Raw genomic sequence first — 21531 nt, 5'->3', positions numbered from 1 at the left:
GAGCTGTCCGGCTCGCGGGGCGTTTTGTTTTCCGAGTGTCAGCTTGTGTGGGTTAGCGCCACCACAATCCGGGCCGGCCCTTCTTGCCCGCGGGTATGTCGATGAAGGTCGGCAACTGGCTCAGCGGCACCCAGAGCTCGTCCTGCCACTCCAGCACCATCACCCGTCGCGGGCTCCAGCTCAGGAACACGCGGCGCGGGCTTTCGGGATGGCTGGGGGACTGGTCGCGGAGGAGGGGGATGACGCTTTCGTTGAGCCAGCGCAGCAGGGTGCGGTTTTCCGGGTGGCTGTGGCGGATCAGGGCCTTGTAGAGGGCGGATTCATTGATGACTTCGGCGCACTCTTCGCTGCCGCTGTTGCCCAGCAGGCGGACCTGCCGGACTTCGTGGGCCTCCATGCGGCGGGCGAGGACGTTGGGGTGGTTCAGGCCGAGCAGGCGGGCGAGGTCGCTGGCGACGAACCAGGGGCGGTTGTCGAGCAGCAGGGCGCGCAGCGGGCGGTCGTGACGCAGGAAGGTTGTAGCGGTACAGACATCCATGAGTGGTCTCCGGTAGGGAAAGGAGCCGCCATCTCTGCCGCCAAGCAAAGGGAGGCGGACCGCGCGGGGTTGGCGAACCGGTACCGGAGCCGGCAGGCCCGAAGGCCTCCCCACGCGATCCGCCATAAGCGTGCAGAATTTTCTGCATTCGCGCGAGGGCCTACAGAAACCTTTCGCTGTTTCCGTACGCATCTTGGGCGCTATCGCGCCGGCAAAGGGGTCGCCAAACCCGGTCACGGGATTGACCGTGACGGCCGGCAGGTTATGAGGCGGTCGTGAAAGACGGCAAGGCAGGGGCGTGTGGGAAACGTCCGCAATTGCAGCGGGCATGTACGCCACCTGCACCATTTCCTGCGCTTCAGCCCCGCAAGGCGCGCCCCAGCGCTTCGGCGGCGGCGTGGATCGAGGCTTCGTCGTAGGGCGCGAAACCCATGACCAACCCGGGCGCGCGGGGCTTGGAGCAGTAGGGCGTCAGCGGCAGCAGGTCGATGCCCGCCGCCGCGATCCTGCCGAGGGCGGTGGCTTCGTCGTGCAGTTCCAGTTCGACGGCGATGTCCAGGCCGGCGCGGATTTCCGGCACCCGGACCAGCCCGCGCCAGTGACGCTCGGCGGCTTCGGCGAAGGCTTCCGCCCGTGCGGCGTAGAGCTTGCGCATGCGCCGTACGTGGCGGTCGAAATGCCCCTCGCGGATGAAGTCGGCGAGCACCGCCTGGCCCAGGCTGTTGGCGTGCCGGGAGGTGAGGGCGGCGGCGCGGGTGAAGCTCTCCACCAGCTGCGGCGGCAGCACCAGGTAGGCCAGGCGGATCGCCGGGAACAGCAGCTTGCTGAAGGTGCCGGCGAGGATCACCGACTGGCTCGCGCCCGGCATCGCGCGCAGCGCCGGAATGGGCTTGGCGATGAAGCGGTATTCGCTGTCGTAGTCGTCCTCGAACACATAGGCGTGCCTCTGGGACGCCCAGTGCAGCAGGTCGAGCCTGCGTGCCGGGGACATCTCGCCGCCCAGCGGCGCCTGCCGCGAGGGAGTGACGTAGGCCAGCCGGGCGTCGGCGGCGAGGCGGATGCCTTCGTCCACCCGCAGGCCGTCGCGGTCCACCGGCACGTCCACCCGCGCGATGCCGGAGACTTCCATCAACTGGCGGGCGCCGGGGTAGCCGGGGTCTTCCATCCAGACCTTCTCGCCGGGCGGCACCAGCAGCCGCAGGCACAGGTCCAGCCCTTGCTGCACGCTGCCGAGGATGAGGATGCAGTCGGCGGAAACCTGCACGCCACGGGCGATGGCCAGGTAGCCGGCGACCGCTTCGCGCAGGGCCGGCAGGCCGCCGGGGTCGGAGTCCAGCAGCGCCGGCAGGCGCGAGCTGCGCAACTGATGCAGGTGCAACTTGCGCCACAGGTCCACCGGGAAGGCGCCGACATCGCCGCGATGCGGGAAGAACGGCCGCAGCCCCGGGGTGACGCTGCGCCGGGCGAAGATCGGGGTGATCGCGCTGAGCCGCTCGATCCACGGCGTATCCGGCGGTGCGATGGGCGTTTCGACGCTGGGCGTGATCCGGCGGCGAACGTAGCCGCTGTTCAGCGTCGCGTCCGGCAGCACTTCGCTGACATGGGTGCCGCTGCCGGTGCGCGATTGCAGGTAACCCTCGGACAGCAGTTGCTGGTAGGCCGCCTGCACCGTGCCCCGCGCGACCGAATAGTGCTCCGCCAGCGCGCGGGTGCTGGGCAGTTTGCTGCCACCGGGCAGGCGCCCGCCGAGGATGGCCTCGCGCAGCGCCTCGTACAGCCAGCGCTGCAGGGTGACGCCGGGCTCCGGGGCGCGGAGGGGCAGGGAGACGATCAGGGGCGCGTTGTTGTTGGCGGGCATGGCCGGGCTCTCGAAGTGGATCAGTCATTTTGCCGGAAACTGGATCAATACGTTGGCCACCTTCGCCCGCACAATTCGTTCCGTAGTCCGGCATCAGGCCGGTGAGTTTCCCCCTCGACCTCTTTCTGGAGCATGTCATGAAACAACAGATTCTGATCATCGGCGCCGGATTCGGCGGCCTCTGGAGCGCCCTCAGCGCGGTGCGCCTGCTCGACCAGCAGCGCGCGGACGTGGCAGTCACGCTGCTCGCGCCGCAGGCCGAACTGCGCATCCGTCCGCGTTTCTACGAACACAACGTCGCCGGCACCACCGCGCCGCTGGGCGAACTGTTCGACGCGGTCGGCGTGAACTTCATCCAGGGCAGCGCCACCGGCATCGACAGCCAGGCCCGCCGTGTGCGGTACAACGGCGTCGATGGCCAGTCCCGCGAACTGCCGTACGACCGCCTGGTGCTGGCGACCGGCAGCGAAGTGGCGCGGCCCGCGGCCGCCGGCATCGACCGCCACACCTTCGACGTGGACAGCCTGGAGTCGGCACTGAAGCTGGAAGAGCACCTGCATGCGCTGGCCAAGCTGCCGGCCAGCACGGCGCGCAACACCGTGGTCGTGGTGGGCGGCGGCTTCACCGGCATCGAGACCGCCACCGAGATGCCCGGCCGGCTGCGCGCGATCCTCGGCGAGGGCGCTGCGGTGAACGTGATCATCGTCGATCCGGGCCAGCGCATCGGCGCCGCGATGGGCGATTCGATCGCCGAGATCATCGCCCACGCCAGCGAAACCCTCGGCGTGTCCTGGCGCCTCGGCGCGCCGGTGAGCACGGTGGACGAGAACGGCGTGACCCTGGCCAACGGCGAGCGCATCGAGACCCGCACCGTGATCTGGGCCGCCGGGGTGAAAGCCTCGCCGCTCACCGCGCAGATCGACGCGCCGCGCGATCCCCGTGGCCGCCTGCACGTCGACCGCAACCTCAAGGTGCTGGGCCAGGATCTGATCTACGCCACCGGCGATACCGCCTACGCGGCGACCGACGATCTGGGCAACTACGCGCTGATGACCTGCCAGCACGCCATTTCCCTGGGCCGCTCGGCCGGCAACAACGCCGCCGCCGATCTGCTGGGCGTCGAGCCGATTCCCTACAGCCAGCCCAAGTACGTGACCTGCCTGGACCTGGGCGGCTGGGGCGCGGTGTACACCGAGGGCTGGGACCGCCAGGTGAAGCTGACCGGGGAGGAGGGCAAGCAGCTCAAGACCCAGATCAACACCCAGTGGATCTACCCGCCGGCGGCCGACCGCGCCGTGGCGCTGGCTGCTGCCGATCCGCTGATTCCGGTGGTGGCGTAAGGCGCATCAGCCATCCCGAAAAGGCCGCATCAGCGGCCTTTTTTCATGGCTGTTTCCGGTGCGATGTCCTGATTGCCAACCGGAGCTGATTCTTCGGCTGGGGCCTGGACGGCTTGCTGCAGCTGTTCCTCCAGCGCGGCAAGGCGGATGGCCTGATCCTGTGCCAGCTGTTGCGACTGGCGAAGCTCATCGGCCAGTTCCTGGTTGCGTTCCTCGAGCGAGAGGCGTTGCCCGTCGAGCCGTGCCTTGTCCTGGCGGAGCACTTCGCTGGCCAGCGTTTCGCGCATGAGTTGCTGGTGCTTCGCCTCCTGTTCGTTGCGCAGCAGGCGCGCCTCGGTGAGCAGGCGCTCGTTGTCGCGGTTGAGCTGGGTCAGCTGGTCCTGGCGCACGATCAGCGATTGCTGCAGCTGCCGCAGCTCGACGCCGAGCTGCTGGACCTGGCCCTCATGCTGCCGCTGCTCCTGCTCGCGCTGTTCCCTGGCCGCCTGGCGGAAGTGATCCAGCGACAGGCGCGCGTGGTTGTGTTTCTCCTCCAGCGAGAGGATCTGCGCATCGCGCTCGCGCAGGCGGGTCTCCAGGTCGCTGCCCAGCTGGCGAAGGCGGGCGTTCGCCAGATCGGACTGGTGCTTCTGTTCCTGCGCCGCCTGGAGCTGGCTGCGAGCCTCCTGCAACTGCGCCTCCAGGGCTTGTGCGTTGCCTTTCAGCAGATCGATCTGCGCCTGCGCATTGCGTACCTGCTGCTGGTAGTCCAGACGCTCGCGGGACAGGGCTGCCCGCTCTTCAGCGACGGACTGGCGGGCTTCTTGCTGCAGCTGGCCGGCCAGCTGCGCGACCAGCTCGGTCAGGTTGTCGCTGAGCGCACGCGGCTGCCCGGCACGGGGCGCGTTCTCTGACTCGATTTCCTTCAGGTAGCGATGAATCGTGGATTTCGAGCCCGTGTTGCCCATCTCGACACGCAGGGCGTCGATGCTCGGGTTCTCTCCGCGGGCCAGTATGGCTGCGCGCGCTTTCTGTACCAGGGCTTTGGTGATTCCGCCGCGTGCCATGGGGTCTCCGACGATTTCGTAATGTGGTATGTAATACGTATATACGTAGCACTTTATCAGGAATCAGCAATATTTGTTCTCAGGATTCTGAGATTGGATAATCACGAATTATCACGTGTGATGGCCAAAACCGGGCGTGAGCACCGTGGCTGTTCGGTACAGGAAGAGGAGGAGGGCGACGATGCCCCGGGAACTGGAGCGATATATAGAAGCCGCCACGCGCAGCAATACGCGGCGCAGCTACCAGGCGGCCATCGAGCACTTCGAGGTCACCTGGGGCGGGTTCCTGCCAACCACCAGCGACACCATTGCCCGCTACCTGGCCGACCATGCCGGCGTGCTCAGTGCCAACACGCTCAAGACCCGGCTGGCGGCGATTGCCCAGTGGCACCTGAGCCAGGGCTTTCCCGATCCGACCAAGGCGCCGGTCGTGCGCAAGGTGCTCAAGGGCATCCGCGTCCTGCATCCGCGGCAGGAGAAACAGGCGCATCCCTTGCAGCTTCAAGAGCTGGAGCTGTGCGTCCGGCAGCTGGAACAGGCCGCCTTGTCAGCCGATCAGGCCGGTGATGCGGCCCAACGCCGGCGCTGCCTGCGCGACCGGGCGCTGATCCTCATGGGCTTCTGGCGCGCATTCCGCAGCGACGAGCTGTGCCGCCTGCGGATCGAGCACATCGAGGTTGCCGCTGGAAAAGGCATGACGATCTATCTGCCGTGGAGCAAGACCGACCGGGAAAACCTCGGCCAGACCCTGCATGCACCAGCGCTGGAGCGTTTGTGCCCGGTGCAGGCGTACCAGGAGTGGATCGCCGAGCTTGGCGAGCATCAGGGGCCGGTCTTTCGACGCATCGATCGCTGGGGACATGTCCAGGGCGAACCGCTGCATCCGAACAGCGTCATTCCGATCCTGCGCGCCGCACTGAGCGACTGCGGCATACCCGCCGAACGCTACAGCAGCCATTCGCTCCGGCGCGGCTTCGCAACCTGGGCGACCCGCAGCGGCTGGGACCAGAAAACGCTGATGGCCTATGTGGGATGGCGAGACCCCAAGTCGGCGTTGCGCTATGTCGATCCGGCGGGTTCGTTGCCTGGCCAGTTCGCGATAACCTGAGCCGGGCGAGCCGGAAGGATATTGCGATCTCGATTTGGGATGGTCTGAGGCGAGGTCGCAAAACTTCATCTGACGTGCGTGGCCAGTCGGTAGATCGCCAAGGGCAGCAGACAGGACGAAATCGACTCGGTGTCTGGTGCTTGTTGCAGGGGAAATCCTCCGGATCGTCTGATTCGTAAGTTCGCATAATGGTTACGTTACGTTTAATCGGCTCCGGACAATGCTGATAAGCTCCGGGGCCGATTTAATGTAACGTTGGTTATGCGAACGCCGATCCCTCTCGAAATTCCGCACCATCTGGTCGAACTGGCCACCCTCTACGCACCATCGCGTGACCCGCTGCAAGCGGTTTCCTACGTGCTCCAGGACTACCCGAACCTTGTCGCGGATCTCCGCAAGCTGAGGATCCAGGCCGCCGACTTCGTCCAGGAAGGCCAGCTCCTGGATGAGCGCCTGGAGAAGCTTCAGGAACTTTGCCGCCAGATACTCGACCTCTGACATTGACACCAAAACGGGCTGTCGGCGCCGCTGGTGTCAACGCTGATTGGTACCAGTCTCCGAACAGATCGGCGCAGGCCGGCTTCAGCCTGTAGGAGAAATTGGTACCAGTTTTCCGACCAGGTGATTTTCCTGCAGGCGATTTTCGGTACCTGGGTGCGCGCTTGGTTTCTCTCGATGGGTACCAAAATTGTCCGCCGGCGCGGATCCATGTCGCTATTATTGGTACCAAAACCGCTTGCGTGCTCTGGGTATTCTGGTACCTTTTATCTCGACCTAGTCGTGCTCGAGCGACCTATTTTGGTACTAAGGAGAGATGCCGTGTTGATCAAGATTCCGAATGCCGATGACAAGTTTGTTGAGGGCCTCAAGCGCGCCACTGGCGTTGCCACCGGATCCAAGGCCTATGAGAAGGCCGCTGCCGACTATGACTATCTGGTAAAAACCGTCGCCTGGCAGAAGGGCGAGATTGCTCGCCTTGAAGAGGTGATCCGCCGTCGCGATCAGATCATCGAAGGCGCTCGCTCGGCTGCCGCGCTTCTCCTGGAGAAGACCGGCCAGGGTGATCTGCTTGATTCTGGTGATCGCCCCATGACCGGTGCTGAGCGCTTGAACGAACTACGCCGCTCGACTGGTCTTCGCGTCAGGGATTGATAGGTACCATTCCGCGTTCCAGGGCCGCGGCGGATCCTGGGATTCTGGTACCACTTCACGCCTGGTGTTCGTTCGCGAGCGCCGGGCTTCTCGCCGATCCGGACTCACCTCGTGCCCTGATCACCCAATGGCGCGTACAGCGGCTTTCCACAGTGCACGTCGTCAGCGCGCACTAGGTGCTGGCAGATTTCCGAGGAATGCTCAGCCGTCTAGCCCAGCGATGGTTGCGCCAGGGTTACCGCCCGAACTGGATTTGGAGTTGATGCAGGGCGAACTGCGCTTCTAGGAATCCGGCGATTTGCGCTGTGACCATCAATGCGCATCCGCCCATGAATATGCCTATGGCGATTTCGTAGGCCAGCCTTAGCTCTTTGGGCTTGCGAGCCTTTCTGTAGTTGACGTCCTGGTCGTCTCGCTCTGCGCGCATTTCTGGTCCCTTGTTGGCTAGTTTTTATATGCACCTGGGCGGCGCGGCAGGGTGGGGGTGCTGTAACACCCCCAATTTGGTATGGAATCCCATACTTTTACGGCTTCTTTGGAGCTTCCGCTTTCTGCTGCTTCCAGCAGTCGAACACGACACCGTCTATGCGCCGGAGCTTTTCTGCGGCGGCCTGACATTCGGCCTCTGTTTTGAACGGCGTGACCATTATTGCCTGTTCCGTCCCCGGCAGGCCGTACCACAGCATCCATTCCATGCCTTGCTCCCCTATTTTCTCATCGTGACTCTTCGCAGGCTTCGGCACCGCTCTCGGCTGTGGCGCCGCACGGTCACTCTCTTTTTTTGTGGAATCGCTCCATGTCCTCCGGGGTCATTTCCTCCAGCCCCTTCGTGATCAGCCAGCGCAACACCTCGGTGTCTTTAACCGATGCCTGAAGGTGAATGACGGCCTTTACGGTCTCTTTTTCAACCTTTCGCCATGTTGCGTCGTCGATGTGCTTGGTCGGCATGTTTCCTTTGTCCGTCAAGTGTTTGGCGGCCTTTATCCTAGCCTGATTTTCTCAGGGGCTTGACATTGAGATTCTTAGAATCTAATTTCCGCAGCGAATCTAATTTCTTAGAAACTGAGTTCGCCAAGGATTGCGATGTCTGCATCGACCGAAACCGGCTCCCAAATGTTCATCGACTACCTGTCGGTGGAGCAGGTCTTCCCGTTCGATTTGCCCAAGATCGCTGACATCACCATTACCCGCCGCGATACCCGCACTGGCGAGATACTCAGCGAGACCCAGCCGGGTTGGAAGCATGAGGGTAGTCACACAACGTCGATCAAGCTGCGTGTTGACGGCCGAAAGCTGATCGTCGATGGCAACCCTAGTGCGATAGACCGGCTCGACAACCTCTTCGGCTACCAGACGATTGAGCAGTGTGTCGCCGTCTACAACCGCGTTCTTTCCGAGTACGGGCTGCCATCACTGACGCGCTGCACCCGCCTCGATTTCATGCAAGCCAAAGCCTCGAAGCAGGTCCGCAAGTGGGTCTCCCCGGGCAAGTCGCGCGAGGCCATTGAGGCTGAAAGGGAAGGGGATGAGGGCGCCTGGATTCGGACTCTCGTTGACACTCATAAACACACTCAGGTGGGCGATGGCATGCGGATCACCCGCATCGATCTGACCACAAATCGGGCAGTGGGGCAGGGGAACGACCTCCAGTACATCCGCGCCCTTGCGACCCAGCGTTACGGCTACAAGCCCGGCCATCTTTACGGCGACGGTCGCACTGTCGATTGGTCCGCCCGGGACAAATATGCCAAGGCCTATGAGAAGGCCTACGCCATTCAAAAGTACCTGCTGCCCAAGGCGATTACGGCGTACGGCGAAGGTTCCGAAGAGGTGCAGTACCTCCAGCGCGTGATTGCTCACTGTGCTCAACAGGGCGTTGTGCGGATGGAACTAGAGCTGAAGCGTGAGTACCTGTTGCGCGAGGGCTTGGCGTGGTGGGGGCTCTTCGATGAGTCCCGATTTACGGCCATTCATGATGATTTTTTGGCGATTGATAAGCGACTGACGGTGACGGCGATGGATCACGAGACAATTTGCGACCACCTGCTTTCCCAGGGCGTTTGCCCGAACATGAAAGCGGCGATGACTACGGCTAGCTACGCGCTGCTTTGGATGACCGGCAAGGCTAGTTTCGATTTCGCCAAGTCTTCGGTGAAGACCCATCGCGCCCGCCTTCGCAAGATCGGTATCGACATCGCCAATCCCTGCGACGTGACCAGTATTACGCCTGTGATCAGCACTGCTCGCGAGGTCATCTCGACCTGTGACGTGCTGGAAATGCCGTCCTGGTATCGCCGCCCGGTTGGCCATTTGCAGTTGGTGGCCTGACATGTTGAGCGCTGATTACGACAACCTCCTTCGCAAGCTATGGCTCGTCCGCCTAGGCCGTTCCCGCACTGACGTTTCTTTCGACGTTGGCATTGTCCTGGGCTACCTCGACTGCCTGTGGTGCCACGGAATGATTGATGTCGACGGCTACAAGCGCCTGAAAAACTTGCTTGGCAATGCCCAGGAACAGGCCATGTTCGTTGTCTTCGATCTCGAAGCTCAGGGGTGGGCGTGATGCGGACAGTGAGCCTCCAGGGCGTCCAGCTGAGTGCTACCCAGCGCCTGCGCGCCGACCAGCAGGCACGCCTCCGCGCGTCCATGAGCGGTGGCCTCGCGCAGCTTACCGAGGCTATCGACAGATCCCTGGAACAACACAAACGCACCGCCTCGGAGCCCTACAAGCCCGAGAAGCAGTGGTTCGTCGTATCGAACGAGCACGGCACCCCCTGGCTGGGCGACGTGTTCGGTTTCTAACGCCCAGCCGGGCAATCAGTGAGGTAGAGAGAATGGATATTCAGATTGAGATCGAAAGCAGTGAAGTCATCGTCAAGTCGGGTAACAGCGCCAAGACGGGCAAGCCCTATCAGATTCGCGAGCAGCGCGCCTATGTGACCCTGCCGGGCCAGAAGTACCCGCAGAACATCAAAGTCACCCTCGACGACAACGCCGCTCCCTACGCGCCCGGCCTCTACACGGTCGGGCCGGACAGCTTCTTCGTTGGCCGCTTCGAAGATCTTCAGATGCGTCCGCGCCTGGTTTCCCTCCAGAAGCCTGCGGTTCGCGCGGCCAGCTGACCGGGGAGGGCGCTCAGGTGATCAATATCGCGCTGTGTTCCGTCGCCCTGGTCTGTGCCGGCTTTCTCGCTGGCTGGGCCTATGAGCGTGCGCGCGCTGTGTCTGCGCGCCGTTCTCGTTCGGCGATCCGCTGATGAATTACATCGCCTGTTCCGGCACCTGGCAGATCAATGCCGAGGGTGCGCCGATCTGCACCGGCACGATGACGTCGGTTCCAGGCGATCAACTAATCCCGTCCGGGATGACAACTGAAGACGCTCAGGCACTCAGCTATCAGGCAATGGGGCTGTTTGCCATCGTCTTCGCCGCTCTCGCGCTGCGTAAAGCGCTCAAATGAAGGAGTTCTATCTATGTTCAAGTCCCGTGTTCTGCGTCGCTCCCTGGGTGCCGCTGCTGCTTTCGGTGTTCTGGCTGCTCAGCAGGCGTATGCCGAAGTTCCGGCGGAAGTTACTGCTGCGCTCAATGATGCCAAGGCTGACGGTGTGACTGTTGCTGGTGTCGTCCTGGTGGTGATCATCGCTATCGCCGCGTTCAAGTTCATCCGCAAGGCGCTGTAACTTCGCTTCAACTCAGAAGCCCCGTGTTTGCGGGGCTTCTTTTTTTCTGGAGGTAGATATGTCGCTCGATCCTAACTCTTACTTGCTGGCCGTGATTACTGTGGCTTTCTTGGCTTTGTTTTTCGGGCGGATTTGATATGTGTATTCGGCTTATTAAACTTTTTATTTTGCCAGTTGCCGTATTGTTATTTTCGAATTCTTCTTATGCAGAAGATTATTACTGGACTGGCAATGCTCCCGGCAAATTTTCTTCTGCCGTTGCTGCCTGTACGGCCTGGACCGAATCTCTCGGCCGTTTTCATGCCGGACTTAGATGGACATCTTCTGCGCAAATTGCGGCTAATTGCTTGGGAAAAGATGCCTCCGGCGTTAGTACCGGGGCTAATGGCTATGTTTCTCGCAAAGGTGATAGCTGTCCTCCAGATACCGTTTATGACGCAGATACCGGCGCCTGTAAGACCCCACCCCCTGAATGTAAAAAGGGTGAGCTTTTTCCTTCCAAGGGCACTGTTGGACCGGTTGTTACTTCCAATGGTCGCAACTATGTATTAAGTGATGCTACTACCGCCTGCTATAACCAATGTTCTTATGCGCCTCCGCCTGATGTTCGCCCTTCAAGATGTTATGGTGTTGTAGGTGGGGAAGGGTGGTGTAATTACATCCTTAAAGGCACTGGTGAAAATTGTTCTGCTGATTCTTATACGCTGGCTCAGTCCGGCCCTCAGTTGAACCCGGCTGACACCCCTGATGTTCCTGAAAGCACTCCTGATGATCCAGGCTGCCCATCTGATGCATATGGCGTTGATTCTTCGGGAACCTGTTTCCCGCTGCCCCCGAAAGCCTGTGATCCGTCTACTGGTGAGGTCTGCCCGCCTGATGGCGGCACTGGTGGCGGTGACGGTGGCGATGGTGGCAATACGGGTGGCGGCACTGGCGGCGGTACCGATGGTGATCCATCTTCCGGCGCCGGTGATGATCTCGATAAGGCCGAGGAGGGGAAGGACACTCAGCCAGAGGGTGAGGCTTGCAAACCTCGCGCGGACGGCTCCGGCTGTGATGGTCCGACTGTTCGTAATGAAGAATGCGAGAAGCCTATGGTTTGCACTGGTGATGCTATTCAGTGCGCCATGTTGCGCAAGCAAAAGGCTATGTATTGCGACTCGCAATATGACAAGTCATCGCGAAACTTCGTTGAAGAGCAGATTGGCAAGGATGATTACAAGTTAGTCGAATCCGAAGTTGATGGATCGTCGCTGTTTGCTGCTGGCTCTGGTGCTGCGCGCTGGCTTCCTGCGTCTTGCCCGGCACCTAAGTCGATCAGCATTAAGGGCGTTTCGACATCACTTTCTATGGAGCCTGCTTGTGAGTTTGCGAGCAAGTTAGGTCCGCTGTTTGTCGCCCTGGCGGCAATCTTCTTCGCTGTTTATGTTGGTCGCGCATTTGGAGGTGATTGATATGCCACTGTTCCCGATGATTTTTACCTTTCTCTCTACAGTTCTTGGCCCCCTGGTTAGCAAGGTTCTGGTTGGCCTTGGGATCGGCGCTATCAGCTACGTCGGCATCAATCTGATGCTCGACCAGGTGAAGGCGTATGTGGTTTCGAGTTTCGGCGGCGCGGGCGCTGATACTTTGATGCTTCTCGGCCTGGCGAAAGTTGATATTGCGATAAACATCGTTTTGTCTGCGGTCACTGCTCGCGCTGTTTACGCTGGCATGCAAGGTGGCGTGATTAAGAAGTTTGGCAGCGTAGGGAAGGGGGCTTAATCATGTTCGTTCTTCGTACCGGGCTCCAGGGCAATGGCAAGACTCTCAACACTATCAAGGAAGTTGATGAGAAGGCTCACGCGGAAAACCGTACGGTCTATTACTGTAACGTAACGGGATTTAATCCAGGGCATCCGGCGATCAAAGCCAACTGGGTGCCGTTTGATACGCCTGAGAAGTGGTTTGAGCTTCCGGCCAACGCGATCATCGTGATCGATGAGGCGCAAACATGGTTCCGCGTGCGCCCCCAGGGATCCAAGGTTCCTGATTTCGCCTCCCGACTGGAGATCATGCGAAAGGATGGCCATGAGCTGCACTGCATCACGCAAAGCCCCAAGCTGATCGACTCGCACATGCGCGAACTGTGCAACATGCATATCCACTATCACCGTGGAAATGGTGGTTCGGTCATCAAGCGCTGGGTGTTCCAGAAGCCGGAACTCACCGTCAACTCCAACAAGCTGACATTTGAGAATGGCGAGTCCTCGCGGATCACCATCGACAAGACCTACTTCGGTTGTTACGAGTCGGTGAAGGAGGGTACCGGGCACCATTTCAAGTTTCGGCCACCCAAGGCTCTCTGGCTCCTGCTGGCGTGCCTGGTGATTGGTGGCGGCCTGGGATACCGGTTCTACACCCACCGCATTGCACCGACGATTCCAGGGGCTGAAAAACCTGCCGTCCCGGATGAGGGGCCCAAGGTAATTTCGCAGCCGCAGAGCCTGGTCCAGGGCGCTGTCCCGCTGACGCCCGAGCAGTACGTTGCCCAGCGGGTCCCGCGAGTGCCTGACGTTCCCAGCTCAGCGCCACTCTATGATGCGTTGACGCAGCCTGTGAGCTATCCCAGGGCCATCTGCGTATCGACTCGTGATGAGGGCTTGTTGGAGCGCGTAGGCTCCAAGATGACGATGGGCTACCGTGATGGTCGCGTGTATGGTTGCCGCTGCAATACGCAGCAAGGGACGAAGCTGGAGATTTCGTTCGACGCCTGCATGGCCTACGTCGAGCACGGAGCGTTCGACCCTGCGATACCGGATCGCAGCAAAGCGTTCGCGACCGGGCCGGGCGAGGAACGAGCCGGTACGGTGGCGAACGCGCAGCCAGTTACGACTTCGCAGATCGAGCCGCCCACGGCGCTGACCGGGCCTAAGCTGACGGTCGTACCTGATACCGAATATCCTGCGAGGCCTTGGCGATGAGCCAGTTTTTGCTGCTATTTGGCATCACGATCGCTGTCTACATTCTGCTGGGCCTTGCCAAGCACGAATGATCTTAGGCTTCGCATAATGGTTACGTTACGTTTAATCGGCTCCGGACAATGCTGATAAGCTCCGGGGCCGATTTAATGTAACGTTGGTTATGCGAACGCCGATCCCTCTCGAAATTCCGCACCATCTGGTCGAACTGGCCACCCTCTACGCACCATCGCGTGACCCGCTGCAAGCGGTTTCCTACGTGCTCCAGGACTACCCGAACCTTGTCGCGGATCTCCGCAAGCTGAGGATCCAGGCCGCCGACTTCGTCCAGGAAGGCCAGCTCCTGGATGAGCGCCTGGAGAAGCTTCAGGAACTTTGCCGCCAGATACTCGACCTCTGACATTGACACCAAAACGGGCTGTCGGCGCCGCTGGTGTCAACGCTGATTGGTACCAGTCTCCGAACAGATCGGCGCAGGCCGGCTTCAGCCTGTAGGAGAAATTGGTACCAGTTTTCCGACCAGGTGATTTTCCTGCAGGCGATTTTCGGTACCTGGGTGCGCGCTTGGTTTCTCTCGATGGGTACCAAAATTGTCCGCCGGCGCGGATCCATGTCGCTATTATTGGTACCAAAACCGCTTGCGTGCTCTGGGTATTCTGGTACCTTTTATCTCGACCTAGTCGTGCTCGAGCGACCTATTTTGGTACTAAGGAGAGATGCCGTGTTGATCAAGATTCCGAATGCCGATGACAAGTTTGTTGAGGGCCTCAAGCGCGCCACTGGCGTTGCCACCGGATCCAAGGCCTATGAGAAGGCCGCTGCCGACTATGACTATCTGGTAAAAACCGTCGCCTGGCAGAAGGGCGAGATTGCTCGCCTTGAAGAGGTGATCCGCCGTCGCGATCAGATCATCGAAGGCGCTCGCTCGGCTGCCGCGCTTCTCCTGGAGAAGACCGGCCAGGGTGATCTGCTTGATTCTGGTGATCGCCCCATGACCGGTGCTGAGCGCTTGAACGAACTACGCCGCTCGACTGGTCTTCGCGTCAGGGATTGATAGGTACCATTCCGCGTTCCAGGGCCGCGGCGGATCCTGGGATTCTGGTACCACTTCACGCCTGGTGTTCGTTCGCGAGCGCCGGGCTTCTCGCCGATCCGGACTCACCTCGTGCCCTGATCACCCAATGGCGCGTACAGCGGCTTTCCACAGTGCACGTCGTCAGCGCGCACTAGGTGCTGGCAGATTTCCGAGGAATGCTCAGCCGTCTAGCCCAGCGATGGTTGCGCCAGGGTTACCGCCCGAACTGGATTTGGAGTTGATGCAGGGCGAACTGCGCTTCTAGGAATCCGGCGATTTGCGCTGTGACCATCAATGCGCATCCGCCCATGAATATGCCTATGGCGATTTCGTAGGCCAGCCTTAGCTCTTTGGGCTTGCGAGCCTTTCTGTAGTTGACGTCCTGGTCGTCTCGCTCTGCGCGCATTTCTGGTCCCTTGTTGGCTAGTTTTTATATGCACCTGGGCGGCGCGGCAGGGTGGGGGTGCTGTAACACCCCCAATTTGGTATGGAATCCCATACTTTTACGGCTTCTTTGGAGCTTCCGCTTTCTGCTGCTTCCAGCAGTCGAACACGACACCGTCTATGCGCCGGAGCTTTTCTGCGGCGGCCTGACATTCGGCCTCTGTTTTGAACGGCGTGACCATTATTGCCTGTTCCGTCCCCGGCAGGCCGTACCACAGCATCCATTCCATGCCTTGCTCCCCTATTTTCTCATCGTGACTCTTCGCAGGCTTCGGCACCGCTCTCGGCTGTGGCGCCGCACGGTCACTCTCTTTTTTGTGGAATCGCTCCATGTCCTCCGGGGTCATTTCCTCCAGCCCCTTCGTGATCAGCCAGCGCAACACCTCGGTGTCTTTAACCGATGCCTGAAGGTGAATGACGGCCTTTACGGTCTCTTTTTCAACCTTTCGCCATGTTGCGTCGTCGATGTGCTTGGTCGGCATGTTTCCTTTGTCCGTCAAGTGTTTGGCGGCCTTTATCCTAGCCTGATTTTCTCAGGGGCTTGACATTGAGATTCTTAGAATCTAATTTCCGCAGCGAATCTAATTTCTTAGAAACTGAGTTCGCCAAGGATTGCGATGTCTGCATCGACCGAAACCGGCTCCCAAATGTTCATCGACTACCTGTCGGTGGAGCAGGTCTTCCCGTTCGATTTGCCCAAGATCGCTGACATCACCATTACCCGCCGCGATACCCGCACTGGCGAGATACTCAGCGAGACCCAGCCGGGTTGGAAGCATGAGGGTAGTCACACAACGTCGATCAAGCTGCGTGTTGACGGCCGAAAGCTGATCGTCGATGGCAACCCTAGTGCGATAGACCGGCTCGACAACCTCTTCGGCTACCAGACGATTGAGCAGTGTGTCGCCGTCTACAACCGCGTTCTTTCCGAGTACGGGCTGCCATCACTGACGCGCTGCACCCGCCTCGATTTCATGCAAGCCAAAGCCTCGAAGCAGGTCCGCAAGTGGGTCTCCCCGGGCAAGTCGCGCGAGGCCATTGAGGCTGAAAGGGAAGGGGATGAGGGCGCCTGGATTCGGACTCTCGTTGACACTCATAAACACACTCAGGTGGGCGATGGCATGCGGATCACCCGCATCGATCTGACCACAAATCGGGCAGTGGGGCAGGGGAACGACCTCCAGTACATCCGCGCCCTTGCGACCCAGCGTTACGGCTACAAGCCCGGCCATCTTTACGGCGACGGTCGCACTGTCGATTGGTCCGCCCGGGACAAATATGCCAAGGCCTATGAGAAGGCCTACGCCATTCAAAAGTACCTGCTGCCCAAGGCGATTACGGCGTACGGCGAAGGTTCCGAAGAGGTGCAGTACCTCCAGCGCGTGATTGCTCACTGTGCTCAACAGGGCGTTGTGCGGATGGAACTAGAGCTGAAGCGTGAGTACCTGTTGCGCGAGGGCTTGGCGTGGTGGGGGCTCTTCGATGAGTCCCGATTTACGGCCATTCATGATGATTTTTTGGCGATTGATAAGCGACTGACGGTGACGGCGATGGATCACGAGACAATTTGCGACCACCTGCTTTCCCAGGGCGTTTGCCCGAACATGAAAGCGGCGATGACTACGGCTAGCTACGCGCTGCTTTGGATGACCGGCAAGGCTAGTTTCGATTTCGCCAAGTCTTCGGTGAAGACCCATCGCGCCCGCCTTCGCAAGATCGGTATCGACATCGCCAATCCCTGCGACGTGACCAGTATTACGCCTGTGATCAGCACTGCTCGCGAGGTCATCTCGACCTGTGACGTGCTGGAAATGCCGTCCTGGTATCGCCGCCCGGTTGGCCATTTGCAGTTGGTGGCCTGACATGTTGAGCGCTGATTACGACAACCTCCTTCGCAAGCTATGGCTCGTCCGCCTAGGCCGTTCCCGCACTGACGTTTCTTTCGACGTTGGCATTGTCCTGGGCTACCTCGACTGCCTGTGGTGCCACGGAATGATTGATGTCGACGGCTACAAGCGCCTGAAAAACTTGCTTGGCAATGCCCAGGAACAGGCCATGTTCGTTGTCTTCGATCTCGAAGCTCAGGGGTGGGCGTGATGCGGACAGTGAGCCTCCAGGGCGTCCAGCTGAGTGCTACCCAGCGCCTGCGCGCCGACCAGCAGGCACGCCTCCGCGCGTCCATGAGCGGTGGCCTCGCGCAGCTTACCGAGGCTATCGACAGATCCCTGGAACAACACAAACGCACCGCCTCGGAGCCCTACAAGCCCGAGAAGCAGTGGTTCGTCGTATCGAACGAGCACGGCACCCCCTGGCTGGGCGACGTGTTCGGTTTCTAACGCCCAGCCGGGCAATCAGTGAGGTAGAGAGAATGGATATTCAGATTGAGATCGAAAGCAGTGAAGTCATCGTCAAGTCGGGTAACAGCGCCAAGACGGGCAAGCCCTATCAGATTCGCGAGCAGCGCGCCTATGTGACCCTGCCGGGCCAGAAGTACCCGCAGAACATCAAAGTCACCCTCGACGACAACGCCGCTCCCTACGCGCCCGGCCTCTACACGGTCGGGCCGGACAGCTTCTTCGTTGGCCGCTTCGAAGATCTTCAGATGCGTCCGCGCCTGGTTTCCCTCCAGAAGCCTGCGGTTCGCGCGGCCAGCTGACCGGGGAGGGCGCTCAGGTGATCAATATCGCGCTGTGTTCCGTCGCCCTGGTCTGTGCCGGCTTTCTCGCTGGCTGGGCCTATGAGCGTGCGCGCGCTGTGTCTGCGCGCCGTTCTCGTTCGGCGATCCGCTGATGAATTACATCGCCTGTTCCGGCACCTGGCAGATCAATGCCGAGGGTGCGCCGATCTGCACCGGCACGATGACGTCGGTTCCAGGCGATCAACTAATCCCGTCCGGGATGACAACTGAAGACGCTCAGGCACTCAGCTATCAGGCAATGGGGCTGTTTGCCATCGTCTTCGCCGCTCTCGCGCTGCGTAAAGCGCTCAAATGAAGGAGTTCTATCTATGTTCAAGTCCCGTGTTCTGCGTCGCTCCCTGGGTGCCGCTGCTGCTTTCGGTGTTCTGGCTGCTCAGCAGGCGTATGCCGAAGTTCCGGCGGAAGTTACTGCTGCGCTCAATGATGCCAAGGCTGACGGTGTGACTGTTGCTGGTGTCGTCCTGGTGGTGATCATCGCTATCGCCGCGTTCAAGTTCATCCGCAAGGCGCTGTAACTTCGCTTCAACTCAGAAGCCCCGTGTTTGCGGGGCTTCTTTTTTTCTGGAGGTAGATATGTCGCTCGATCCTAACTCTTACTTGCTGGCCGTGATTACTGTGGCTTTCTTGGCTTTGTTTTTCGGGCGGATTTGATATGTGTATTCGGCTTATTAAACTTTTTATTTTGCCAGTTGCCGTATTGTTATTTTCGAATTCTTCTTATGCAGAAGATTATTACTGGACTGGCAATGCTCCCGGCAAATTTTCTTCTGCCGTTGCTGCCTGTACGGCCTGGACCGAATCTCTCGGCCGTTTTCATGCCGGACTTAGATGGACATCTTCTGCGCAAATTGCGGCTAATTGCTTGGGAAAAGATGCCTCCGGCGTTAGTACCGGGGCTAATGGCTATGTTTCTCGCAAAGGTGATAGCTGTCCTCCAGATACCGTTTATGACGCAGATACCGGCGCCTGTAAGACCCCACCCCCTGAATGTAAAAAGGGTGAGCTTTTTCCTTCCAAGGGCACTGTTGGACCGGTTGTTACTTCCAATGGTCGCAACTATGTATTAAGTGATGCTACTACCGCCTGCTATAACCAATGTTCTTATGCGCCTCCGCCTGATGTTCGCCCTTCAAGATGTTATGGTGTTGTAGGTGGGGAAGGGTGGTGTAATTACATCCTTAAAGGCACTGGTGAAAATTGTTCTGCTGATTCTTATACGCTGGCTCAGTCCGGCCCTCAGTTGAACCCGGCTGACACCCCTGATGTTCCTGAAAGCACTCCTGATGATCCAGGCTGCCCATCTGATGCATATGGCGTTGATTCTTCGGGAACCTGTTTCCCGCTGCCCCCGAAAGCCTGTGATCCGTCTACTGGTGAGGTCTGCCCGCCTGATGGCGGCACTGGTGGCGGTGACGGTGGCGATGGTGGCAATACGGGTGGCGGCACTGGCGGCGGTACCGATGGTGATCCATCTTCCGGCGCCGGTGATGATCTCGATAAGGCCGAGGAGGGGAAGGACACTCAGCCAGAGGGTGAGGCTTGCAAACCTCGCGCGGACGGCTCCGGCTGTGATGGTCCGACTGTTCGTAATGAAGAATGCGAGAAGCCTATGGTTTGCACTGGTGATGCTATTCAGTGCGCCATGTTGCGCAAGCAAAAGGCTATGTATTGCGACTCGCAATATGACAAGTCATCGCGAAACTTCGTTGAAGAGCAGATTGGCAAGGATGATTACAAGTTAGTCGAATCCGAAGTTGATGGATCGTCGCTGTTTGCTGCTGGCTCTGGTGCTGCGCGCTGGCTTCCTGCGTCTTGCCCGGCACCTAAGTCGATCAGCATTAAGGGCGTTTCGACATCACTTTCTATGGAGCCTGCTTGTGAGTTTGCGAGCAAGTTAGGTCCGCTGTTTGTCGCCCTGGCGGCAATCTTCTTCGCTGTTTATGTTGGTCGCGCATTTGGAGGTGATTGATATGCCACTGTTCCCGATGATTTTTACCTTTCTCTCTACAGTTCTTGGCCCCCTGGTTAGCAAGGTTCTGGTTGGCCTTGGGATCGGCGCTATCAGCTACGTCGGCATCAATCTGATGCTCGACCAGGTGAAGGCGTATGTGGTTTCGAGTTTCGGCGGCGCGGGCGCTGATACTTTGATGCTTCTCGGCCTGGCGAAAGTTGATATTGCGATAAACATCGTTTTGTCTGCGGTCACTGCTCGCGCTGTTTACGCTGGCATGCAAGGTGGCGTGATTAAGAAGTTTGGCAGCGTAGGGAAGGGGGCTTAATCATGTTCGTTCTTCGTACCGGGCTCCAGGGCAATGGCAAGACTCTCAACACTATCAAGGAAGTTGATGAGAAGGCTCACGCGGAAAACCGTACGGTCTATTACTGTAACGTAACGGGATTTAATCCAGGGCATCCGGCGATCAAAGCCAACTGGGTGCCGTTTGATACGCCTGAGAAGTGGTTTGAGCTTCCGGCCAACGCGATCATCGTGATCGATGAGGCGCAAACATGGTTCCGCGTGCGCCCCCAGGGATCCAAGGTTCCTGATTTCGCCTCCCGACTGGAGATCATGCGAAAGGATGGCCATGAGCTGCACTGCATCACGCAAAGCCCCAAGCTGATCGACTCGCACATGCGCGAACTGTGCAACATGCATATCCACTATCACCGTGGAAATGGTGGTTCGGTCATCAAGCGCTGGGTGTTCCAGAAGCCGGAACTCACCGTCAACTCCAACAAGCTGACATTTGAGAATGGCGAGTCCTCGCGGATCACCATCGACAAGACCTACTTCGGTTGTTACGAGTCGGTGAAGGAGGGTACCGGGCACCATTTCAAGTTTCGGCCACCCAAGGCTCTCTGGCTCCTGCTGGCGTGCCTGGTGATTGGTGGCGGCCTGGGATACCGGTTCTACACCCACCGCATTGCACCGACGATTCCAGGGGCTGAAAAACCTGCCGTCCCGGATGAGGGGCCCAAGGTAATTTCGCAGCCGCAGAGCCTGGTCCAGGGCGCTGTCCCGCTGACGCCCGAGCAGTACGTTGCCCAGCGGGTCCCGCGAGTGCCTGACGTTCCCAGCTCAGCGCCACTCTATGATGCGTTGACGCAGCCTGTGAGCTATCCCAGGGCCATCTGCGTATCGACTCGTGATGAGGGCTTGTTGGAGCGCGTAGGCTCCAAGATGACGATGGGCTACCGTGATGGTCGCGTGTATGGTTGCCGCTGCAATACGCAGCAAGGGACGAAGCTGGAGATTTCGTTCGACGCCTGCATGGCCTACGTCGAGCACGGAGCGTTCGACCCTGCGATACCGGATCGCAGCAAAGCGTTCGCGACCGGGCCGGGCGAGGAACGAGCCGGTACGGTGGCGAACGCGCAGCCAGTTACGACTTCGCAGATCGAGCCGCCCACGGCGCTGACCGGGCCTAAGCTGACGGTCGTACCTGATACCGAATATCCTGCGAGGCCTTGGCGATGAGCCAGTTTTTGCTGCTATTTGGCATCACGATCGCTGTCTACATTCTGCTGGGCCTTGCCAAGCACGAATGATCTTAGGCTTCGCATAATGGTTACGTTACGTTTAATCGGCTCCGGACAATGCTGATAAGCTCCGGGGCCGATTTAATGTAACGT

General features: G+C 59.7%; 30 protein-coding genes. 24 read left to right on the top strand and 6 right to left on the bottom strand.

The features are described 5' to 3' along the window. Window positions 1-52 precede the first annotated feature (52 nt). Both AC3B6A_RS14000 and pdxR read right to left on the bottom strand, forming a co-directional pair. Window positions 53-538, bottom strand: coding sequence for a BRO-N domain-containing protein (locus AC3B6A_RS14000; RefSeq protein WP_488397814.1), 486 nt, complete (start codon window positions 536-538; stop codon window positions 53-55). Between the two features lie 358 nt (window positions 539-896). After that, window positions 897-2396: a MocR-like pyridoxine biosynthesis transcription factor PdxR gene (gene pdxR / locus AC3B6A_RS13995; protein ID WP_488397813.1), complete on the bottom strand. Its 1500-nt coding sequence runs from the start codon at window positions 2394-2396 to the stop codon at window positions 897-899. Window positions 2397-2533: 137 nt separating this feature from the next. Here pdxR and AC3B6A_RS13990 point away from each other — a divergent pair, with 137 nt between their 5' ends. Further along, window positions 2534-3736: an NAD(P)/FAD-dependent oxidoreductase gene (locus AC3B6A_RS13990; protein WP_488397812.1), complete on the top strand. Its 1203-nt coding sequence runs from the start codon at window positions 2534-2536 to the stop codon at window positions 3734-3736. A 29-nt stretch (window positions 3737-3765) separates the two neighbouring features. On the opposite strand, the gene AC3B6A_RS13985 is transcribed toward AC3B6A_RS13990, so the two are convergent. After that, window positions 3766-4782 carry a DNA-binding protein gene (locus AC3B6A_RS13985; protein WP_488397811.1) on the bottom strand — a complete coding sequence of 339 codons (1017 nt, stop codon included), beginning with the start codon at window positions 4780-4782 and terminating at the stop codon, window positions 3766-3768. 181 nt (window positions 4783-4963) lie between these two features. Here AC3B6A_RS13985 and AC3B6A_RS13980 point away from each other — a divergent pair, with 181 nt between their 5' ends. The 3 genes from AC3B6A_RS13980 (at window position 4964) to AC3B6A_RS13970 (ending at window position 7042) form a co-directional block, all read left to right on the top strand. Next, a complete protein-coding gene (locus AC3B6A_RS13980) occupies window positions 4964-5890 on the top strand; it encodes a site-specific integrase (RefSeq protein WP_488397810.1) in 927 nt (308 codons plus the stop codon). A gap of 261 nt (window positions 5891-6151) precedes the next feature. Next, window positions 6152-6388, top strand: coding sequence for a hypothetical protein (locus AC3B6A_RS13975; RefSeq protein WP_488397801.1), 237 nt, complete (start codon window positions 6152-6154; stop codon window positions 6386-6388). Window positions 6389-6709: 321 nt separating this feature from the next. Beyond that, the gene (locus AC3B6A_RS13970; protein ID WP_488397800.1) at window positions 6710-7042 is read left to right on the top strand and encodes a hypothetical protein; all 333 of its coding nucleotides are present in this window, start codon (window positions 6710-6712) and stop codon (window positions 7040-7042) included. Between the two features lie 524 nt (window positions 7043-7566). Here AC3B6A_RS13970 and AC3B6A_RS13965 read toward each other — a convergent pair. Both AC3B6A_RS13965 and AC3B6A_RS13960 read right to left on the bottom strand, forming a co-directional pair. Then, window positions 7567-7737 carry a hypothetical protein gene (locus AC3B6A_RS13965; protein ID WP_488397809.1) on the bottom strand — a complete coding sequence of 57 codons (171 nt, stop codon included), beginning with the start codon at window positions 7735-7737 and terminating at the stop codon, window positions 7567-7569. Window positions 7738-7810: 73 nt separating this feature from the next. Then, window positions 7811-7990 (bottom strand): hypothetical protein, encoded by a 180-nt coding sequence (locus AC3B6A_RS13960; RefSeq protein WP_488397808.1) that lies wholly within the window; start codon window positions 7988-7990, stop codon window positions 7811-7813. A gap of 135 nt (window positions 7991-8125) precedes the next feature. On the opposite strand from AC3B6A_RS13960, the gene AC3B6A_RS13955 reads away from it, so the two are divergent. The 11 genes from AC3B6A_RS13955 (at window position 8126) to AC3B6A_RS13905 (ending at window position 14735) form a co-directional block, all read left to right on the top strand. Next, a complete protein-coding gene (locus tag AC3B6A_RS13955; protein WP_488397798.1) occupies window positions 8126-9370 on the top strand; it encodes a phage/plasmid replication domain-containing protein in 1245 nt (414 codons plus the stop codon). Between the two features lies 1 nt (window position 9371). After that, window positions 9372-9605: a hypothetical protein gene (locus tag AC3B6A_RS13950; RefSeq protein WP_488397797.1), complete on the top strand. Its 234-nt coding sequence runs from the start codon at window positions 9372-9374 to the stop codon at window positions 9603-9605. Next, the gene (locus AC3B6A_RS13945) at window positions 9605-9844 is read left to right on the top strand and encodes a hypothetical protein (protein WP_488397796.1); all 240 of its coding nucleotides are present in this window, start codon (window positions 9605-9607) and stop codon (window positions 9842-9844) included. Before AC3B6A_RS13950 ends, AC3B6A_RS13945 begins: the two co-directional genes overlap by 1 nt. 32 nt (window positions 9845-9876) lie before the next feature. Next, a complete protein-coding gene (locus AC3B6A_RS13940) occupies window positions 9877-10164 on the top strand; it encodes a single-stranded DNA-binding protein (protein WP_488397807.1) in 288 nt (95 codons plus the stop codon). Window positions 10165-10297: 133 nt separating this feature from the next. Continuing rightward, the gene (locus AC3B6A_RS13935; protein ID WP_488397806.1) at window positions 10298-10501 is read left to right on the top strand and encodes a hypothetical protein; all 204 of its coding nucleotides are present in this window, start codon (window positions 10298-10300) and stop codon (window positions 10499-10501) included. Window positions 10502-10514: 13 nt separating this feature from the next. Then, window positions 10515-10721: a major capsid protein gene (locus AC3B6A_RS13930; RefSeq protein ID WP_488397805.1), complete on the top strand. Its 207-nt coding sequence runs from the start codon at window positions 10515-10517 to the stop codon at window positions 10719-10721. Between the two features lie 137 nt (window positions 10722-10858). Further along, on the top strand, window positions 10859-12175 hold the full coding sequence (locus tag AC3B6A_RS13925; RefSeq protein ID WP_488397804.1) for a virulence factor TspB C-terminal domain-related protein: 1317 nt from the start codon (window positions 10859-10861) through the stop codon (window positions 12173-12175). A gap of 1 nt (window position 12176) precedes the next feature. After that, on the top strand, window positions 12177-12485 hold the full coding sequence (locus tag AC3B6A_RS13920; protein ID WP_488397803.1) for a DUF2523 domain-containing protein: 309 nt from the start codon (window positions 12177-12179) through the stop codon (window positions 12483-12485). A 2-nt stretch (window positions 12486-12487) separates the two neighbouring features. Further along, window positions 12488-13684 carry a zonular occludens toxin domain-containing protein gene (locus tag AC3B6A_RS13915; RefSeq protein ID WP_488397802.1) on the top strand — a complete coding sequence of 399 codons (1197 nt, stop codon included), beginning with the start codon at window positions 12488-12490 and terminating at the stop codon, window positions 13682-13684. A gap of 160 nt (window positions 13685-13844) precedes the next feature. Continuing rightward, complete coding sequence (locus AC3B6A_RS13910; RefSeq protein WP_488397801.1) at window positions 13845-14081, top strand: hypothetical protein; 237 nt, start codon at window positions 13845-13847, stop codon at window positions 14079-14081. Between the two features lie 321 nt (window positions 14082-14402). Next, window positions 14403-14735, top strand: coding sequence for a hypothetical protein (locus tag AC3B6A_RS13905; protein ID WP_488397800.1), 333 nt, complete (start codon window positions 14403-14405; stop codon window positions 14733-14735). A 524-nt stretch (window positions 14736-15259) separates the two neighbouring features. On the opposite strand, the gene AC3B6A_RS13900 is transcribed toward AC3B6A_RS13905, so the two are convergent. Further along, window positions 15260-15682: a hypothetical protein gene (locus AC3B6A_RS13900; protein ID WP_488397799.1), complete on the bottom strand. Its 423-nt coding sequence runs from the start codon at window positions 15680-15682 to the stop codon at window positions 15260-15262. 135 nt (window positions 15683-15817) lie between these two features. On the opposite strand from AC3B6A_RS13900, the gene AC3B6A_RS13895 reads away from it, so the two are divergent. The 9 genes from AC3B6A_RS13895 to AC3B6A_RS13855 all read left to right on the top strand — a co-directional run bounded on the left by AC3B6A_RS13895 (window position 15818) and on the right by AC3B6A_RS13855 (window position 21376). Further along, window positions 15818-17062 (top strand): phage/plasmid replication domain-containing protein, encoded by a 1245-nt coding sequence (locus tag AC3B6A_RS13895; RefSeq protein WP_488397798.1) that lies wholly within the window; start codon window positions 15818-15820, stop codon window positions 17060-17062. 1 nt (window position 17063) lies between these two features. Then, window positions 17064-17297, top strand: a complete 234-nt coding sequence (locus AC3B6A_RS13890) for a hypothetical protein (protein WP_488397797.1) — start codon at window positions 17064-17066, stop codon at window positions 17295-17297. Continuing rightward, window positions 17297-17536: a hypothetical protein gene (locus AC3B6A_RS13885; protein ID WP_488397796.1), complete on the top strand. Its 240-nt coding sequence runs from the start codon at window positions 17297-17299 to the stop codon at window positions 17534-17536. Before AC3B6A_RS13890 ends, AC3B6A_RS13885 begins: the two co-directional genes overlap by 1 nt. A 32-nt stretch (window positions 17537-17568) precedes the next feature. Then, window positions 17569-17856: a single-stranded DNA-binding protein gene (locus AC3B6A_RS13880; protein ID WP_488397807.1), complete on the top strand. Its 288-nt coding sequence runs from the start codon at window positions 17569-17571 to the stop codon at window positions 17854-17856. Between the two features lie 133 nt (window positions 17857-17989). Then, window positions 17990-18193: a hypothetical protein gene (locus tag AC3B6A_RS13875; protein WP_488397806.1), complete on the top strand. Its 204-nt coding sequence runs from the start codon at window positions 17990-17992 to the stop codon at window positions 18191-18193. 13 nt (window positions 18194-18206) lie between these two features. Beyond that, entirely contained in the window at window positions 18207-18413 is a 207-nt protein-coding gene (locus AC3B6A_RS13870; RefSeq protein WP_488397805.1) for a major capsid protein, read from the top strand. Between the two features lie 137 nt (window positions 18414-18550). After that, window positions 18551-19867 carry a virulence factor TspB C-terminal domain-related protein gene (locus tag AC3B6A_RS13865; RefSeq protein WP_488397804.1) on the top strand — a complete coding sequence of 439 codons (1317 nt, stop codon included), beginning with the start codon at window positions 18551-18553 and terminating at the stop codon, window positions 19865-19867. Window position 19868: 1 nt separating this feature from the next. Further along, window positions 19869-20177, top strand: a complete 309-nt coding sequence (locus AC3B6A_RS13860) for a DUF2523 domain-containing protein (RefSeq protein WP_488397803.1) — start codon at window positions 19869-19871, stop codon at window positions 20175-20177. 2 nt (window positions 20178-20179) lie between these two features. After that, a complete protein-coding gene (locus tag AC3B6A_RS13855; protein ID WP_488397802.1) occupies window positions 20180-21376 on the top strand; it encodes a zonular occludens toxin domain-containing protein in 1197 nt (398 codons plus the stop codon). Window positions 21377-21531 lie beyond the last annotated feature (155 nt).

It is taken from the genome of Pseudomonas sp. B12(2026) (assembly GCF_057767015.1).
This window is presented reverse-complemented; position numbering and strand designations above follow the sequence as displayed.

Excerpts from the sequence above, each read along its gene's own strand:
- AC3B6A_RS13895 (WP_488397798.1), top strand. The coding sequence starts at position 15,818 with ATGTCTGCATCGACCGAAACCGGCTCCCAAATGTTCATCGACTACCTG.
- AC3B6A_RS13880 (WP_488397807.1), top strand. The coding sequence starts at position 17,569 with ATGGATATTCAGATTGAGATCGAAAGCAGTGAAGTCATCGTCAAGTCG.
- pdxR (WP_488397813.1), bottom strand. The coding sequence starts at position 2,396 with ATGCCCGCCAACAACAACGCGCCCCTGATCGTCTCCCTGCCCCTCCGC.
- AC3B6A_RS13990 (WP_488397812.1), top strand. The coding sequence starts at position 2,534 with ATGAAACAACAGATTCTGATCATCGGCGCCGGATTCGGCGGCCTCTGG.
- AC3B6A_RS13915 (WP_488397802.1), top strand. The coding sequence starts at position 12,488 with ATGTTCGTTCTTCGTACCGGGCTCCAGGGCAATGGCAAGACTCTCAAC.
- AC3B6A_RS13920 (WP_488397803.1), top strand. The coding sequence starts at position 12,177 with ATGCCACTGTTCCCGATGATTTTTACCTTTCTCTCTACAGTTCTTGGC.
- AC3B6A_RS13945 (WP_488397796.1), top strand. The coding sequence starts at position 9,605 with ATGCGGACAGTGAGCCTCCAGGGCGTCCAGCTGAGTGCTACCCAGCGC.
- AC3B6A_RS13980 (WP_488397810.1), top strand. The coding sequence starts at position 4,964 with ATGCCCCGGGAACTGGAGCGATATATAGAAGCCGCCACGCGCAGCAAT.
- AC3B6A_RS13965 (WP_488397809.1), bottom strand. The coding sequence starts at position 7,737 with ATGGAATGGATGCTGTGGTACGGCCTGCCGGGGACGGAACAGGCAATA.
- AC3B6A_RS13890 (WP_488397797.1), top strand. The coding sequence starts at position 17,064 with ATGTTGAGCGCTGATTACGACAACCTCCTTCGCAAGCTATGGCTCGTC.
- AC3B6A_RS13955 (WP_488397798.1), top strand. The coding sequence starts at position 8,126 with ATGTCTGCATCGACCGAAACCGGCTCCCAAATGTTCATCGACTACCTG.
- AC3B6A_RS13935 (WP_488397806.1), top strand. The coding sequence starts at position 10,298 with ATGAATTACATCGCCTGTTCCGGCACCTGGCAGATCAATGCCGAGGGT.
- AC3B6A_RS13950 (WP_488397797.1), top strand. The coding sequence starts at position 9,372 with ATGTTGAGCGCTGATTACGACAACCTCCTTCGCAAGCTATGGCTCGTC.
- AC3B6A_RS13900 (WP_488397799.1), bottom strand. The coding sequence starts at position 15,682 with ATGCCGACCAAGCACATCGACGACGCAACATGGCGAAAGGTTGAAAAA.
- AC3B6A_RS13930 (WP_488397805.1), top strand. The coding sequence starts at position 10,515 with ATGTTCAAGTCCCGTGTTCTGCGTCGCTCCCTGGGTGCCGCTGCTGCT.
- AC3B6A_RS13925 (WP_488397804.1), top strand. The coding sequence starts at position 10,859 with ATGTGTATTCGGCTTATTAAACTTTTTATTTTGCCAGTTGCCGTATTG.
- AC3B6A_RS13865 (WP_488397804.1), top strand. The coding sequence starts at position 18,551 with ATGTGTATTCGGCTTATTAAACTTTTTATTTTGCCAGTTGCCGTATTG.
- AC3B6A_RS13855 (WP_488397802.1), top strand. The coding sequence starts at position 20,180 with ATGTTCGTTCTTCGTACCGGGCTCCAGGGCAATGGCAAGACTCTCAAC.
- AC3B6A_RS13910 (WP_488397801.1), top strand. The coding sequence starts at position 13,845 with ATGCGAACGCCGATCCCTCTCGAAATTCCGCACCATCTGGTCGAACTG.
- AC3B6A_RS13985 (WP_488397811.1), bottom strand. The coding sequence starts at position 4,782 with ATGGCACGCGGCGGAATCACCAAAGCCCTGGTACAGAAAGCGCGCGCA.
- AC3B6A_RS13960 (WP_488397808.1), bottom strand. The coding sequence starts at position 7,990 with ATGCCGACCAAGCACATCGACGACGCAACATGGCGAAAGGTTGAAAAA.
- AC3B6A_RS13885 (WP_488397796.1), top strand. The coding sequence starts at position 17,297 with ATGCGGACAGTGAGCCTCCAGGGCGTCCAGCTGAGTGCTACCCAGCGC.
- AC3B6A_RS13875 (WP_488397806.1), top strand. The coding sequence starts at position 17,990 with ATGAATTACATCGCCTGTTCCGGCACCTGGCAGATCAATGCCGAGGGT.
- AC3B6A_RS13975 (WP_488397801.1), top strand. The coding sequence starts at position 6,152 with ATGCGAACGCCGATCCCTCTCGAAATTCCGCACCATCTGGTCGAACTG.
- AC3B6A_RS13940 (WP_488397807.1), top strand. The coding sequence starts at position 9,877 with ATGGATATTCAGATTGAGATCGAAAGCAGTGAAGTCATCGTCAAGTCG.
- AC3B6A_RS13860 (WP_488397803.1), top strand. The coding sequence starts at position 19,869 with ATGCCACTGTTCCCGATGATTTTTACCTTTCTCTCTACAGTTCTTGGC.
- AC3B6A_RS13870 (WP_488397805.1), top strand. The coding sequence starts at position 18,207 with ATGTTCAAGTCCCGTGTTCTGCGTCGCTCCCTGGGTGCCGCTGCTGCT.
- AC3B6A_RS14000 (WP_488397814.1), bottom strand. The coding sequence starts at position 538 with ATGGATGTCTGTACCGCTACAACCTTCCTGCGTCACGACCGCCCGCTG.